The sequence below is a fragment of the Nocardia neocaledoniensis genome, from assembly GCF_003182135.1.
GTDB lineage: Bacteria > Actinomycetota > Actinomycetes > Mycobacteriales > Mycobacteriaceae > Nocardia > Nocardia neocaledoniensis.
On the sequence record NZ_QGTL01000011.1, the window covers coordinates 224547 to 240729 of the forward strand.

The 16183-nt window shown below is 69.8% G+C and carries 10 protein-coding genes and 1 rRNA gene; 5 read left to right on the forward strand and 6 right to left on the reverse strand.

Annotated elements, in window-relative coordinates; all coding sequences use genetic code 11:
• The first annotated feature begins 198 nt into the window (after nucleotides 1–198).
• A complete protein-coding gene (locus DFR69_RS26285) occupies nucleotides 199–429 on the forward strand; it encodes a PTS sugar transporter subunit IIB (protein WP_110040303.1) in 231 nt (76 codons plus the stop codon).
• Nucleotides 426–881 (forward strand): PTS sugar transporter subunit IIA, encoded by a 456-nt coding sequence (locus tag DFR69_RS26290; protein ID WP_110040304.1) that lies wholly within the window; start codon nucleotides 426–428, stop codon nucleotides 879–881. The genes DFR69_RS26285 and DFR69_RS26290 overlap by 4 nt, the downstream gene beginning before the upstream one ends.
• Before the next feature lie 29 nt (nucleotides 882–910).
• Here the strand turns inward: DFR69_RS26290 and DFR69_RS26295 are convergent, their stop codons facing one another.
• Nucleotides 911–1240 (reverse strand): hypothetical protein, encoded by a 330-nt coding sequence (locus DFR69_RS26295; protein WP_110040305.1) that lies wholly within the window; start codon nucleotides 1238–1240, stop codon nucleotides 911–913.
• Nucleotides 1241–1377: 137 nt separating this feature from the next.
• Between DFR69_RS26295 and DFR69_RS26300 the strand changes: the two genes are divergently transcribed.
• Nucleotides 1378–2433, forward strand: a complete 1056-nt coding sequence (locus tag DFR69_RS26300) for a class I SAM-dependent methyltransferase (RefSeq protein WP_110040338.1) — start codon at nucleotides 1378–1380, stop codon at nucleotides 2431–2433.
• Here DFR69_RS26300 and DFR69_RS26305 read toward each other — a convergent pair.
• From DFR69_RS26305 to DFR69_RS26320, 4 genes are all read right to left on the reverse strand, one after another.
• The gene (locus DFR69_RS26305) at nucleotides 2415–5705 is read right to left on the reverse strand and encodes a DEAD/DEAH box helicase (protein WP_146229431.1); all 3291 of its coding nucleotides are present in this window, start codon (nucleotides 5703–5705) and stop codon (nucleotides 2415–2417) included. The genes DFR69_RS26300 and DFR69_RS26305 overlap by 19 nt on opposite strands.
• A gap of 90 nt (nucleotides 5706–5795) precedes the next feature.
• Nucleotides 5796–7118, reverse strand: a complete 1323-nt coding sequence (locus tag DFR69_RS26310; RefSeq protein ID WP_110040307.1) for an aminotransferase class I/II-fold pyridoxal phosphate-dependent enzyme — start codon at nucleotides 7116–7118, stop codon at nucleotides 5796–5798.
• Complete coding sequence (locus DFR69_RS26315; RefSeq protein ID WP_110040308.1) at nucleotides 7115–13420, reverse strand: type I polyketide synthase; 6306 nt, start codon at nucleotides 13418–13420, stop codon at nucleotides 7115–7117. Before DFR69_RS26315 ends, DFR69_RS26310 begins: the two co-directional genes overlap by 4 nt.
• Before the next feature lie 64 nt (nucleotides 13421–13484).
• A complete protein-coding gene (locus tag DFR69_RS26320) occupies nucleotides 13485–14048 on the reverse strand; it encodes a GNAT family N-acetyltransferase (RefSeq protein ID WP_110040339.1) in 564 nt (187 codons plus the stop codon).
• Nucleotides 14049–14411: 363 nt separating this feature from the next.
• On the opposite strand from DFR69_RS26320, the gene DFR69_RS26325 reads away from it, so the two are divergent.
• Nucleotides 14412–14978, forward strand: a complete 567-nt coding sequence (locus tag DFR69_RS26325; RefSeq protein WP_110040309.1) for a hypothetical protein — start codon at nucleotides 14412–14414, stop codon at nucleotides 14976–14978.
• Between the two features lie 4 nt (nucleotides 14979–14982).
• Here the strand turns inward: DFR69_RS26325 and DFR69_RS26330 are convergent, their stop codons facing one another.
• Complete coding sequence (locus DFR69_RS26330) at nucleotides 14983–15558, reverse strand: SanA/YdcF family protein (RefSeq protein ID WP_279629855.1); 576 nt, start codon at nucleotides 15556–15558, stop codon at nucleotides 14983–14985.
• A 538-nt stretch (nucleotides 15559–16096) separates the two neighbouring features.
• On the opposite strand from DFR69_RS26330, the gene DFR69_RS26335 reads away from it, so the two are divergent.
• Nucleotides 16097–16183 (forward strand): 16S ribosomal RNA (locus DFR69_RS26335); the annotation flags it as partial.

A 16183-nucleotide genomic window follows, 5' to 3' on the forward strand; every position in this document is an offset into this window, starting at 1 on the left:
GGTCTCGGCGAGCCGGAGAGACGTGCGGGCCTGTCCGGGGTAACTGTTGTGAACCGGTCACCCTGACGGGTACTGTCCGGTCATAACCAGTTGTAAGTTTGACCAGGTGGCCACCGGATGTCAACCGCGAAATATGACGTGGCGCACATCCGAGGCTCCCATACTGGAACCGGCAACCACCGCGGAAAGGGAGAACACATGTCCAAAGCGGAAGCGATCGTCAAGGGTCTCGGCGGCGCGGAGAACATCGTCGAGATCGAGGCCTGCATCACCCGGTTGCGCACCGAGGTGAAGGACGGCGCCAAGGTCGACGAGGCCGCGCTCAAGGCGGCGGGCGCGCACGGCGTCCTCAAGTCGGGCACCGTCGTCCAGGTCGTCGTCGGCCCCGAGGCGGACACCCTCGCCGAGGACATCGAGGACATCCTGTGAGTGTCCCGGTCCTCGCGCCACTGGCGGGCAAGGTCGTCGCCCTGTCCGACGTCCCCGACCCGGTCTTCGCCGGTCAGATCGTCGGTTCCGGCGTCGCCATCGACCCCGATCGCAACCGCGGCACCCTCACCGTGATCGCCCCCATCGCCGGCAAGATCCTGAAGCTGCACCCGCACGCTTTCGTCGTCTTCGGCGGCGGCGCGGGCGTCTTGGTCCACCTGGGCATCGACACGGTGAAGCTCCAGGGCGAGGGCTTCGAACTCCTGGCCGCCGAAGGCGACGAGGTCGCCGCGGGCACCCCGATCGTCACCTTCGACCCCACCGCCATCGAAGCCACCGGCTATTCCCCGATCTGCCCGATCGTGGTCATGGATTCCCCGAAGGACTCGATCACCAGCGAGACCACCGGCACCACGGTGGAACCCGGTGCCCCGCTGTTCGATTCACCGTAGGCCGAGCCCCAGCTGACGCACCCGTCGCCTCAGCTGGTCTCGCACCCGATCCCGTCGTTGTCGTCGTCGAGCCCGTAGTCATCGGGCCCGATGACCCGAACCCGACCGGTGTACGCGGGCCCGTTTCCGCCGCCACCCGCGCAGTCCACGTCACTGGTGATGGGGACGCACGGGTCGTACGACGCGTGACAGTCGCCGCCGGGCGGCGGTGGCGGTGGTGGTGGCGGCGGGCAGAACTGACTCGATCCGCTGTTGCACAGCAGGTCGGTGATCGGATCAGCGCTGGCTTCCGTCGGGAGGGCGATGGCGAGAGCAATCGCGGCGCAAGCGGCCGATCCGAGTAATGAGACTGCTCTCATGATGACTCCGATCCTGGAACACGCGTCGACCAGTGTTCCGCAAATACTTCGCAATGGAAATGCCGGTGATCGAATCGTGGCTGAACCATTCGGCGGCGCGACCCGTAGTTCGTGGCATCGAGCCGAGGAGGATCGCGATGAGTGCGGTGGAGCAGACCAGTGCGCAGTTCGCCGAGCGGTTGCTCGGGGCGGCGCTCGGTGCCGTCGACATTCTCGCGGTGCATCTCGGCGATCGGCTCGGCTGGTATCGCGCGTTGGCCGAGGATGGGCCGGCCGACGCGGTCGAGCTGACCCGGCGGGCCGGTGGAGATCCGCGCTACGCCAGGGAGTGGCTCGAGCAGCAGGCCGCGACCGGGATGCTGGTGGTCGACGACGGCGGGTTCCGGCTTCCTGCCGGCGCCGCCGAGGTCCTCACCGACCCCAACAGTCTCGACTACCTGGCTCCGCTGGCCCGGATGTTCGCCGGCGCCGCCGTCCAGCTGCCCGCTCTGGTCCGCGCCTATCGCGACGGCGGCGGGGTCGGCTGGTCCGAATACGGCGCCGACATGCGCGAATCGCAGTCCGACATGAATCGGCCCTGGTTCGAGCACCGCTTGGCGGCCGCGCTGGCCGGCGTCGAGGACGTGCACGCGCTGCTGTCGCGGCCGGGTGCGCGGGCCGCCGACATCGGTTCCGGCGGCGGCTGGTCGTCGATCGCGCTGGCCCGCGCCTATCCGGAGCTGACGATCGACGGCTACGACATCGACCCGCCCTCGGTGGCCATGGCCCGCGACAATGCCCGCGACCTCGGCGGCCGCGTTCGCTTCGAGCACGCCGACGCCGCGAAGGACCTGCCGGAATCCACCTACGACGCCGCCTTCGCCTTCGAGTGCCTCCACGACATGCCACACCCCGTCGAGGTGCTGACCGCCATGCGCAGATCCCTGCGCCCCGGCGGCGCGGTGATCATCATGGACGAAGCTGTCGCTCCCGAATTCACCGCTCCGGCAAGCGATATCGACCGCCTGATGTACGGGTTCAGCCTCCTGATCTGCCTGCCCGACGGCAAGGCACACCCGGGATCGGCGGGCACCGGCACCGTCATGCGGCAGGCCACCCTCACCGAGTACGCCGAGAAGGCCGGATTCGCCGGCGTCGAGGTGCTCCCGATCGAGGAGTTCGGCTTCTGGCGCTTCTACCGGCTGACCGCCTGACGCGTCGACTCGGCCCGGACCGGCCAGTGCGCGGCGAGATCATCGAAATACCGCTGGCTGCTCCACAATCGGTAGTTGCCGATCACGTACACCCGCCGCCGCGCCCGCGAGACCGCCGCGTTGAGCACGCTCGGATCGGCCGCGGCCCACCGCCGGGACCCGCCCGCGGCGGGGGAGGTGCCCAGGATCAGCACGATCACCTCGGCCGAATTCCCGTGCATCCCGTGGACGGTCCCCACCTGATGGGCCGCGAACTCCGGCCCGATCACCGCGCGCGCCACCTCGCGCGCGCCGCGCGCCACATCGCGGAACGGGCTGAGGACCCTGATGTCACCCGCGGCGACACCGTCCTCGGTCAGCTCCGCGAGCAGTTCGGCGAGCGCCTCACCTTCACCCGGGATCCAATTCCCTTCGGCCCGCGCCGATCTGACGTCGATCCACCGGTTCTCCCCGGGGAATTCCGGCCGCTCCGGCGTGCCGAAGACGAGCAGATCGTCGTCGTAGGCGAGCCGATGGGTGAGCTCGAAGATCGGCAGATCACTGCGCCGATGCACCCGCAGCGGCGTCCCGACCCAGACGGGCTCGGCGAGGTCGGCCGGGGTCAGCCAGGTGCCGTGGCGCACGCCGCGATCGGCGGCCCGTCGCGCCGAGGCCAGGTCCGGCATCCACTCGCGATCCAGCCCGAACTGCCGGACCAGCGCCTCCTGCGCCGAGGTCGGCAGCGTCTGTACCGGTCCCAGCTGACGATGATCGCCCACGATCACCGCCCGCCGTGCCCGCCACACGCCACCGGCGACCGACTGCGGCGCCGCCTGCCCGGCGTCGTCGACGAACAGCCAGCCCAGCGCCTCCCGGCCCAGCCCGGCGAACAGGCGCGGCATCGCGGTGAAGGTCGTCGCGATCATGGGCACCGCGAGGAACAGCGTCTGCCAGGCCGCCGCCACGGTCTCGGGTTTCGGCTCCTCGGCCAGGTCGCCGCGGATCAGGGCGATCGCGACGATCAGGTTGTCGCGCACCCGGGGCGCCGCGGTGAGCAGGAACGCGCGATGCAGCCGCAGCGCGGCCAGGAACAACTCTCGGCGCGCCGTCGCGTACTGCTCGTCGGCCCACGGATTGCACAGCTGGAACTGCTCCTCGTCCGCCGCGACATCTCCGAAGGGGATGGTGTGTGACCAGTGCTCGCGCGCCCGCTCGATGACGTCGATGGCGGCGGTCCGCCGCTCGGTCAACGCCAGATGGTCGCGGATGAGCGCGCGCCCGTGCTCGGCGGCTTGCGCCCACTGTTCGCGGGTGTACTCGACCTCGGCCTGGCGTCGCCGCATCTCCGATTCGGCGATGTGGCGTTCGCGCAGCAGCTCGTTGCTGCGGGTGCTCCACCGCCGGCCCGCCTGGAACCCCGTCGACAGTGAGGTGAGGAATTCGGGCTTCTGCCCACCGTGTTCGCCGAGCAGCTTGCCCACCCGGTGATGAGTGGCCTGTGCGGCGCGCAGGTGTTCGGTCGCGATCTGGTGCCGTTCGCGCCAATGCGCGTGCGCGGTATCGGCATTGGCGATCTCGGCGGACAGCGCCTGTAACCGTTCGTGCGTCCCCGGTAGTTCGGCGACGGCGTCGGCGACGTCCTGGCGTTCCTGCGCCAGCCTGCGGACCTCCGCCCGGCGCCCGGCGAAATCGCGCACGGCGGTGGCCCAGTCGGGCACCGAGTCCGGTTCGGCCTCGGCGTGTTTGAGTAGGTCGAGCATGCCGCTGGACGTCGCGCTGATCTTGCGTTCGGTGGCGAAGCGCTCACCGAACCAGAAGCGTTCGCCGAAGGTCCGCCGGTTCTCGCCCAGCGCCGCGGCGACCAGTCCCCACGCGGGTTCGTCGCCGAGCAGATCGGCGAGCTCGCCGAAATGATCGACCGTCCCGTCGACGGCGTCACGTCGCTGGATCTCGGTGACCACCTCCGCCGCGGCCTGCTCGCCGCCGGTGCTCAGCACCACCTCGAACCCGGTGACATTCGGCGCCAGCCGATGCGCGCCGACCGTGTAGTTCTTGGCGATCCGCACCTGCTCGGTGACACCGGTGAACACTGCGAGGGGATCGTCGAACGCCGCCAGTTGCGCGGCGCGCTCGACGACGATGCCGGCGAGTAGATCGCGCAGCATCGTCGTCGTCCCCGTTCCGGGCGCACCGTGCACCGCGAAGATCCCGGCGCCGTCGCGCAATTCGGTCATCGCCTGGTCGACGGCGAACTGCTGGCCCGACACCAGCGGATCACCCGGCCAGCGACCGTCCGGAATCCGGTGGGGGAGCAGCCCTTCGACGACGATATCCTGGCGTTCGCGCACGTCGATCCGGTCCTCGACCGGCAGTGCCTGGGTGGCCGCCAGGTAGTCCCGCAGCGCGACACCGATGTCGCCGCGTTCCACCGCCGCGGCCAACCGGGCCAGGTCCTCGCTGAGCCCACTGTTGAGCCGGTCCTCCACGGCGACGTTCTCGGCGTCGCGGGCAGGCACCTGGAGGCACGCGACCCGCACGCCACCCGCGCGCAGCTCGGAGCGGATACCGAGGGCCGAGCACAGTTCGCCGGTGAACGTCTGCAGATCGCGTCCGCTGAGCCGCGGCGCCTCGACGGGCTCCTCGGGGTCGCGGGGCAGGAGCCGCTCGGCGAAGGCCTGCGCGGACATGCCGGCCAGACCCGGCGAGATGACCCCGCCCGCGGCCAGCAGGGAGGCCCCGACGCCACGGCCCGCCATGTCGAGCGCCCGCCAGCGCGGCGGCTGCGGCGCGTCATCGTCTTCGAGCGCGGCTTCTCTGGTCAGCGTGTCGAAGGCGGCGGTGAAAGCCGCCGAGTCGGAGTCGAACCCGTCCACCCAGCCGGTGTCGCCCGGTCCGGGCGAGCGCAACCGGTTGATCGCCCACGCCAGCCCCGACAGTCGCGCCGAATCCCGGACGACCACGCCGTCCTCGGTGAGGGTCACCGCGAAGGCGGCCGTCGTCCCGGCCCGCCGGGCATCGGTCTCGAGCCGGTCCTCGCCGAACGCCCTGACCAGTGCCTCGCGCGCCCGCCCGATGCCGAACAGGCCGCCGAACACCACGAACTGCCACACCCGCCCGGTCTGGGCGTCGGGCAGCGCGGCGAGGTTCTCCCACGGCGCGGGTTCGTCGGCCGCCAATTCGACGACGAGACCGGCGTCGGGCAGCGCGCCGACGTCGGGAACGCGATGCGGACCGAACTGTTCCACGGTCTGCCAGAAACGTACGAGCCGCGCAGCGTGCTCGGATCCGCCCACGAAGCACCTCAATCCGTCGGCCATCATGCTGACAACCCCGAATACGCTACGCGATCGCGTTCCCCCTGGCACGCCACCCCGGGGCGCGCGTCAGCCGGTGAACCCGGGCAGCTGCCGTGCGTCGGCGACCGCTTCGCCCAGTTGAGCAGCGGCGTAACACAGTTGGTCCGCCGTGTGCTCGGAGGTCAGGAAGAAGCGCAGCCGCTCGCTGCCGACCGGCACCGCGGGCGGGGTGATCGAGCCGGCGTAGATCCCGTGCTGCAGCAGCCGCGACGCGACGTACCCGGCGCGGTGTTCCTCGGGAACCAGGACCGGGCAGATCGGCGTGCCCTCCGACACCCCGAGGTCGAGACCGCGCGCGGTGAGCAACGAATGGAAGAGTTCGGCATTGGCCCACAACCTGGTCAGCCGCTGCGGTTCGCTGTCGAGGACGTCGAGCGCGGCCGACGCGGCGGCGATGGTCGACGGCGCGGGCCCGCCGCTGAGCGTCGACACCCCGGGCGCGGCGAATTTCATCGCCGCGATCAGTTCGGCGTCGCCGGCGAGGAAGCCGCCGCAGCTGCCCAGCGCTTTGGACAGGGTGCCCATCCAGAGGTCGACCGCGTCGCCGGGTAGGTCGAAGTGTTCGCGGACGCCACGGCCCGTCGCGCCGAACACCCCCAGCGAATGTGCCTCGTCGACCATGACCGCGCAGTCGAATTCCCTCGCCACCGCGGCGATCTCGGCGACCCGGCCGATCGCGCCGTCCATGCTGTAGTGGCCTTCGAGCACCACGAGCGCGCGATCGAACTCGCCGCGCGCCATCCGCAGGACCGAGCGCAGCGAGTCGGGATCGTTGTGCCGGAACGTCAGCTGCCGCGCACCCGACCACCGCACTCCCGAGCTCACGCTGCGGTGGATGAGCGAGTCACAGACGGCGACATCGCCAGCGCCGAGCAGGAACCCGATCACTCCCGCGTTGGTGAGGTAGCCGCTGGTGGACACCAGCGCGTCGCCCACCTCGTACATCCCGGCCAGCCGCTGCTCGAGCTCGCCGTAGAGCGGGATCTCACCGGCGATGATCCGCGAGGCCGACGCGGACGCGCCGTAGGTGTCGAGCGCGTCCTTGGCCGCCTGGATCACCGTCGGGTGATTGGCCAGGCCGAGGTAGTTGTAGGCGCTGAAATTGACCAGTTCCCTGCCCTGCCACCGGATCACGGTGTCGTTGGGGCTCTCGCGCAGCAGGAACACCGGGTTCGGCATGTCGAACCGCGCGTGCGTCCGCGCGATCAGCTCGCGTTTGCGCGCCATCGCCGCCACCTCCGGGTGATCGGCGAACTGGCGGCCGGGACCACGCCGACGGGCGACGGGCGCGGGCGCCTGCGCCGAGCCGTTCAGCAGTTTCCTGGCCAGCTCGCGGGCCGATTCGCTCATGCCGTCGCCCCGCCGACCAGCACCGCGGCCACCCGCGCACCGGCCTGTTCGAGGCTGAACGAGCGGCCCATGTTCATCGTCATCAGGTCGACGCCGAGCGATTTCGTCACCATCGCGCCGAATTCCACCGCCATCAGCGAGTCCAGGCCGAGTTCGGGCACCGGCACCGTCAGATCGATGGTGTCCGCCGCGACGCCCATCACCTGCGCCAGGTGTTCGGCCAGCAGATAGGCGACCACTTCGCCACGCTTGTCGGCGTCGAGCGCGGCGAGTTCGGTGCGCAGCCGCGCCGCCGCCGAGTCATCGTGTGCCGCCGCGGCGATCTGCTCGGCGAGCCGCCCGGTCTGTGCGAAGAACGGCGCGGTCGCGGCCACCTTGGACCAGTCGATCGGCATGATCACCGCGTGCGTCATTCCCAGGCGCAGGGCCTGTTCGAGGTAGGCGGTGCCCTCGTCCATGTCGAAGGAGTCGAAGCCGGTGGTCCGCAGATAGCGGGCGATGTTCTCGTCGGCTGCCGCCATCCCGCCGCCGGACATGTGCCCCCAGCCGACCGCGAGCGCGACGCCACCCGCCCTGGTCACCGCGTCGGCGTAGGCGTGCAGCGCGGAATTGGCGGCGGTGTAGGCGAATTGGCCGACGGCGCCGAACATCGCCGAGCCCGAGGAGTACAGCACGAAGTGGTCGAGCCGCGCGTCCACCGCGTCCAGCCCCGCGACCAGCGCGCGCATCCCATCCACTTTCGGCCGGTACACCGTGGCCAGGCTGTCGCGGTCCATGGCGGTGGCGCGGTGGTCGTCGATGACGCCCGCGGTGTGGAACACCCCGCGCAGCGGTGTCGAGGGCCGGTGCGCGCGGGCGATCACCGCGGCCACCGCGCCGACGTCGGTGATGTCGACCTGTTCGGCCGTCACGGTGACGCCCTGCTCGGCCCACGCCGCGAGCTGCGCGCGGGCGGCCTCGGTGCGTGCGCCGCCGCGCCCGAGCAAGGTCAACCGGCGCGCGCCCTTGCCGACCAGCCATCGCCCGGTCGCCAGCCCGAACGCCCCGAAACCGCCCGTGATCAGGTACTCCGCCGCTGCCTCGACGCGCACCTCCGGCAGCACCGGTCGCACAGAAGGCTCGGTCTCGGTGAGATCCAGCGCCACTCGGCCGCCACCGCTGGAGCGCGCCACGGCCTCGAGCGCGTGACCTACTTCGGCGGTGCCGTAGTAGGTGAACGGCAGCGGCCGGTAGGTGCCGTCGTCGAGGCGGGCGTTGATCCGCCGGATCAACGCGAGCACATCGTCGCGTCGCACCCGCGCCATACGGTCCAGATCGAAGGAGTAGTAGGCGATGTTCTTGTCGAAGGCCGACAGGTCGAGCACGCCGCCCGCGTAGATGTCGGCCTTGCCGATCTCGACGATGCGCCCGAATTCGGCGACCATGGTGAAGTTCTGGCGCTGGAGTTCGCCCGGCGCGGTACTGAGGATCACGTCGACGCCGCGTCCGTCGGTGAGCGCGAGCACCTCGTCGACGAGTGTGAGCGAGCGCGAACCCAAGACGTGGTCGGCGCCGTCCTCGCGGACCTTCGCCCGCCGCTCCTCGGTACTCGCGGTCCCGATGACGACGGCCCCGTGCTGCTTGGCGATCTGCACCGCCGCGGTCCCGACACCGCCCGCGGCACCGTGCACCAGCACCGTCTCACCCGGCCGGATCCGGGCCAATTCCAGCAGCGAGTGCTCGGCGGTGGCGAAGGCCGTGCCGCTGGTGCACCGGCCGGGCTCGGTTGCCGGCGCGACGTGTGCGAGCAGATCGGCGTCGGTGGTGTGGTAGCGCGCCACCATGCCCTTGGAGGTCAACACCACCGTGTCGCCGACCGCGAATCCGGTGACGCCGGGACCGACGCGGACCACCCGCGCGGCGCCTTCCATCCCGGGCACCGTCCCGAAATACGTGGGCGCCAGCTCGCGTTCACCCAGCACGCCGATCACCTTCAGCGCGTCCTTGTAGTTGAGACCGACCGCGAGCATCCGCACCTCGACCTCACCGGCGCCGGGCGCTCGCCGCTCGCAGCGCCGCCAGCCCAGCCGCGCGAAGGTCCGCGAGGGCGGCACCTCCAGCGCGAAGTTCGCCTCGGGATCGGCGAGCGGTGCCGCGGTGTCGAGCGCGTCGAGCCGCCGCGACAGCGACCGTTCGACCACGGTGGTCCACCGCAGACCGTTGCGCAGCACGACCTCGTCACTGAGGTCGTAGGTGAACGCTCCCGGTACCGCGAGTTCGGCGGCGAGCTCGGCCGCCGTCACCTCCGCGTCGACGTCGATCAGCCGCCACCGCAATCTCGGCTGCTCGTTGAGCAGCACCCGCCGCGCCCCGGCGATCGCGGCCTGGCCCGGATCGGGGGCGGTCGCGTCGGCGGGATGGGCGTAGGCGTGCGCGGTGAGCACGGTGACGTGCAGCGACCCGTCGCCGGTCATCGGCAGGTCGACGCCCAGCTCGGCACAGCGTTCGTCGAGGAACCGTTCGAGCGTCACCGCGATCTCGCGCAGGGCCCACAGCGCCGTGACATCCTCCGCCGCGCCAGGCACCACACAGACGTGCACGCGGCTCACCCCGTCGGCGGCGAAGATGTCCCGCAGCTGTCTCGTCAGGGCGCCCACCAGCTCGTCGTCATCGAGATCCACTGCGACGACCGCGGATCCGGCGCCGTCGACGGAGACCGCCTTGCGCACCTGCTCGAGGCGATGCTCGATCCCGTCCCCGAAGCCGAGCACCAGGCTGAACAACCCGTCGCCACCGGGCAGACCCGCCGTGTCGACGGGCTCACGCAACTCCCAGCGTTCCTCGTAGAACAGGTCGGTCATCCGTTGCAGTGGCCCGCCGCGCGGTGTCAGCGATCCGAACTGAACCCCGCTGAGCTGCAAGCACACTCCGCCCTCGGCGTCCACCAGATCGATATCGGCGACCGAGTCCTCGCGCAGCCGGGCGAGGACGATCACCTCGGCGGGCAGCGGCGCGAGGCGACGCACCGACCGCACTCCGGTCGGCACCATCGTCCCCGCCGCCGCCTGCCCGGCCAGCAGCGCCGCGACCGCTTGCAGTGCCGCGTCCACCACCGCAGGATGCGCGAGATACCCGCTCTCCTGGCCGATTTCGCCGTCCACGCGTGCGACCACCATCGCCGATCCCAGCCCGATCGAGGTGACCCGCCGGAAGGCCGGACCATACTCCAACCCCACAGCGGCCAGCCCCGCGTAGAAGTCGTCCGGTTCGACCGAAGTCAGCGAATCCGCGTCGGGCACCTCAGCGGTGACGGGGGAGTAGCCGCCCTCGACGACCCGGCCCATCGCGTGCACAGTCCACACCGTTCCGGCGGCGCCGCGCGAACGGATCGTGAACCGCCCGGTGGACTCCTCCAGATGCAGATCGACGACGGGCGCGGTCCCACTGTTCACCACCAGCGGCGCCACGAACCGCACCCCCTCGAGCCCGACCTGCGCGGACTCGGACCTGGCCGCGGCCGCGCTCAACGCGGCGTCGAGATATCCCGCACCCGGCAGGATCGTCCTCCCACCCACGACGTGATCGGCCAGCCACGGCTGCGCCGGGATCGCGAGGTGCAACCGCCACGTCGCGGGATCCTCGGGCAGCCGATCACCCAACATGGGCGGCGCCCCGGGCGTGCCGTGCCGCGACAACCGCAGCTCGGGCAGTTCGGACCGCAATCGGGCGCGCTGCCACGGATAGCGGGGCAGGTCGACATGCGGTGTGGGTCCTTGCACGCCGGCGAACAACCGCTCGATGTCGAGCGCGCCGGCCGCGTAGAGATCGGCCAGCACCTGACGCAGACTCTCCGCGTCACCACGATCCCGGCGCAGAGTGGCGACCGTGGTGCCCGCCTCGCCCGCGCCGATCAGCATCTCCCGGATATTGGCTCCCACCACCGGGTGTGGACCGACCTCGACGAACACCCGATGCCCGGCCTTGATCACCGCCGACACCGCGTCGGCGAAACGCACCGGCCTGCGCACATTCGCGCACCAGTACTCGGCATCCCACGTCGCGCCGGTGACAGCCTCGCCCGTCACTGTGGAGTACAGCGGAATCCGGGGTTCGGCGACGGTGAGCCCGGCCAGTTCGGTGCGCAGTTCGTCGAGAATCGGGTCCATCAGCGCACTGTGATAAGGCACCTCCACCCGCAGTCGTCGTGCGAAAACGCCACGGGCGGAGAGTAGTTCGGCGATCGCGTCGAGTTCGCTGACCGCACCGGCCAAGGTGACGGCCCCGGGACTGTTGATCGCCGCGATGTCGACGGAATCGTCACCGGCGATGAGCTCGGCCGCCTCCTCGGCGCCGAGTCCCACCGCGAGCATCCCACCCGACCCGGCCGTCGTCGCCTGCAGCCGCGCACGGTGGAAGCTGACCAGCACGGCATCGCGCAGCGACAGCACCCCGGTCACACAGGCCGCCGCCACCTCGCCGACGCTGTGGCCGATCACCGCCACGGGCTCGATCCCGAACTCCCGCAGGGCGGCATGCAGCGCGACCTGGATGAGGAAGGTGGCCGGTTGCGCCACCGCGGTGCTGGTCACCCGCGACTCCGCTTCGGGCCGCAGCAGTTCCTCGATGATCGACCACCCCGTTACCGCGCGGAACTCCGTGTCGATCCGCCGCGCTTCCTCGGCGAAAGTGCCTTCCCCGGTAAGCAGTTCGCGGGCCATACCCCACCACTGCGGCCCCATGCCCGTGAAGACATACACCGGCGCCGCGGCCCGCTTCACGACGGTTCGCCCGACCCGCCCCGACCCCGTGGCCAGCTCCATCAGCCCCTGCACCAACGCGGTGTCCTCCGCGAACGGAATCGCGGCTCGCACCGGATGATGGTGACGGCGCCGCCAGGCAGCCTCCGCCAGCATCGCCGGATCCGCGCCGTCGGCGATCCGCTCGGCCACCCCGCGCGCCAGTTCCCGCACCGCCGCCTCGGAACGCCCCGACAACGGCATGACCCCGAAATGCGCCGGCGCGCGATCGGCTCCGCCGCTCGGCCGGTACTCCTGCAGAATCGCGTGCGCGTTCGTCCCGCCGTAACCGAACCCGTTCACCGCCACCGTCATCCGCTCGACCTCGTCGGCGACCGGCTCGGCCTCGGTCTGCACCCGAATTCCCCACTCCGCGAAGGGAATATCCGGATTCGGCGTCTCGAGCCACCCCTGCGGCGGAATCGTGCGATGCCGCACCGCCAGCGCGGACTTGATGACCCCCGCGATCCCCGACGCTGCCTCGGTGTGCCCCAGCGTCGCCTTCAACGAACCGACCGGAAGCGGTTCGGTCCGCCCCACGCCATACGCCTGTCCGATGGCCCGCAACTCGAGCGGATCACCGACCGGCGTTCCGGTCCCGTGCGCCTCGACATAGCTGACCTGTGTCGCCGCGACCCCGGAACGCCGGATGACTGTGCGCGCCAACGATTCCTGTGCCGCCGCGTTGGGCACCGTGATGGCCGTGGTCCGCCCGTCCTGATTCGTCCCGGTCGCCTTGACCACCGCGTAGACCCGGTCACCGTCGCGCTCGGCGTCGGCGAGCCTCTTCAACACCACGACCCCGGCACCCTCACCGCGGCCGTACCCGTCGGCCGCCGCGTCGAACGGCTTGCTGCGCCCATCGGCGGCGAGGAACCCGCCCTTGCACATCGAGACGAAGGTCTCCGGCTGCACCATGACGTTCACGCCGCCGGCGATCGCCAGCTCGCAGTCGCCGTTCTCGATCGCCCGGCACGCCAGATGCAACGCCACCAGCGACGACGAACACGCCGTATCCACCGTCACCGCAGGCCCTTTGAGATCCAGCGCGTAGGCGATCCGGTTCGACAGCATCGTGTACGACACCCCGACCGCCGTGTGCAGATCCACATGCGGGAGCGCGGGCCCCACCGACGCCGCGAGCTGGTCGAGCGTGAACGCCCCGACATAAACGCCGACCGAAGCGCCTGCGCTGCGCCCGGCCAGCCCGGCGTCGTCCAGCGCCTCCCACGCCACCTCGAGCACCAACCGCTGCTGCGGATCCATGACCGTCGCCTCACGGGGCGAGATGCCGAAGAACTCCGGGTCGAACGCCCACGGATCACCGGTCATGAACGCGGCGCGCTTGGTGTACATCCGGCCCGGCGCCCGCCGATCGGCGTCGTAGAACCGCCGCCAGTCCCACCGCTCCGGCGGGATCTCGCGCACCCCGTCGCGCTTCTCGATCACGAAGTCCCAGAACGACTCCGGCGAATCGATACCACCGGCATAGCGGCAGCCGATTCCCACAATGGCGATATCGGACATAGTGGTCCCCTCGAGCTAGGAAGAAATCGATCGGAGCGGTCAGCCTTCCGGCCGCGTGCCCTGCTCAGACCGGATGTGGACGCCGAACGATCACGTTCAGCTCAGGTCCTGAATCGCCGAGGCGGACAGCGCCGACGCGCTCCGTCCCCCAGGCCCGGTAGTAGGCGAGGTTGTCGTCCTTGCAGAGCGCGCACAGCGCCGCGCCCTGCCGGTCGGCCTTGTCCACGAGCGAGTCGTACAGCGCGCGCCCGATCCCGGTGCGCTGTACAGCGGGCTCGGTCCCCAGGTAGACGTGGAACAGGTGCGGTTCGGCGGGTGCGGCCCGCTCCATCGCCGCATCGACCTCGATCCCACGTCGCACCGCACTGCCCATCGCCGCGAGATAGCTTGGTCCAGCGAGGAATTCGCGCGCTCCGCCCGGCCGATACCCCACCGGATACCACAGCAGCACACCCACGATCCGATCGTCGACGAGAGCCACTTCGGCGCCGCCGACCGGCAGGAACCTGTGCGTGATCATCGCGCGCAACATGCGCGGCGCCCGCCGGGCGCGGACGTTCTCCTCCGGGAAGAGGTAATCCTCGATCGGGTCGTCGTCCGCGAAAGCGGCAGCCAGCACCCGCGCCATCTCGGCGGTGTCGGCGCGCGTCCCCGATCGGACGGCCACACGGTCGCTGTGTGTCAAAGCTGTTGTACCTCAAACGATCTGCCCCGGACCACGACGGCTCTACCGTCTGGTAGGAAACTGGTCGTTAGGCTAACTCAGTAGCCGATGAGGCCCTCTCGATTCGACCGACAAGCCGAATCCCGCAAGGTCGCCCCATGTCAAGCCGTCCTGACATCCCGCGGGGATCTCCGCGTCGAAACGGGCCCAGCATGTGGACGGAACCGGCGTCCTCCCGGCGCCCAGAGTTGACCGATCCGTGCCCCGGGAAACGTGTCCGCCGAAATTCCGTTGACCGGTCCAGCCGTAGGACCGCACGCTGACCCGGTGCAGGAACTCGACCAGGCGGCCGACCGCTTCGCCGTCGGCGAAGTACCGGATGCGGATCTGTCGCTGATAGCCGCAGAAGCTCTCGCCCGCGGGCTCGATTCCCCCGCACTGGTCGAACTCGCTTGCTTGCACCGGACCGACACCCGCGAAGCGCCCGCTCTGTTCCGCACCGCACTGGCCGAACTGGGCCACATCACCGATTCCGAATCGGCATGGGCCGCGCGCGAGGCGGCAGTGCGACTGCGCCGAGTGCGCGGCCACGCGGCTGTCCTGCTGGCCGAAGACGATCTCGACCCCGAACTGGTCTCTCGGATCGCGCACGAGATGCTGGCCTACCTCGCCGCTGTCCCCGGCGGAGTGACCATGGAACTCAGCGAGCTGGCGTATTGCCTGGATCTGGCTTCGTACGCAGTGGGGGAGAGCTTCCGCGATCCCGACGAGATGCGCGCCGAGATTCGGCAATGGTGCAGCGTCCTGGTGCACGGTCCAACGCCGCCCTCCGAGCGTGCCCCGGCCGGTCGCGGGATTCTCCGGAGCTGGTGGCGTCGCGCCACCAGAACGTGAGCGCTCAGCCGAACATCATCTCGACAACCGCCTTCGGCGCCGCCAACCACTCCCTGACGTTGTTCCGCACCTCGGTGGACCGCCGGCACTCGCAATACGCCACCACACCATCGGCCTCGATCCCCGCCGCCCGGCACAGCGCCACCGCGCGCGGCAGGTGCTGATACTGACTGACGATGATCGCCCGCCCGATCCCGAACTCCGACCTGGCCCGCTCGCACGTGGCCCGCGTCGACAGCCCCTCTCCATCGGACCGCACGATCGCCGGGTCGATGCCGTGCGCCAGGAGATACCGGGTCATCGAGGCGATCTCGTCGCCCGAGGCCCCGCCCGCGTCTCCCGACAGCAGAATCCCCCGCGCCTTCCCCGCCGACACCAACTCGATAGCGACATCGAGCCGCCCCCGCAGATAGGCCATCGGCGTCCCGTCCTCGGCGACCTTCGCCCCGGGCACGATCACCACCGGAACCTCCGGCGCGCCCGCCACCTCACTGCGATGCCCCGACGACAACGCCCACATCGCCGCGTTCGCCCCGGCCGTCACCACCGCAAGCCCGCCGGCGACCACCAACCCGGCCACGACCGCCCGCCGAAACCGCGACTTCCGAACACCCACCACACCGACCTCCCTTGTCGCCCAAGCACGCTACCGATCGGACATACGCCATGAAACGCCGTCTGACTAGGGAATTTGACATCGCAATTGTGGACACGTAAATTAATTCAGGTCAGAGCGACACGGACACCGACCCGGTACTGAGTATCTGGGACAACGAGGTTGGACGATGAGCGCCGACAACATCAAGTAGTACAGCTCACGTTGACCGGATTTGCGTCCGGCCGAGTTCGTGAGTTAAGTTTGAACCCTGCCTGGCGGAACCCCCGACGAATCGTTGACGGTGTTCTGCTTGTGCGTGTGTTCTTTGAGAACTCAATAGTGTGTCGATGAATGTCAGTGCCAATATTTTTATTGGTTCCGCTTCTCATACCCCCCGGTTGAGGAGTGGACATTTTGAACAACAGCGAATCTTTTTGCTGGTGTTCGGCAATGCTAGGTTTTCGGACTCTAGTCTTTTGATTTTTCTGATTGCACCCTTTCGGGGTGTGGTTGAGAGTCTTCAACGGAGAGTTTGATCCTGGCTCAGGACGAACGCTGGCGGCGTGCTTAACACATGCAAGTCGAGCGGTAAGGCCCTTCGGGGTAC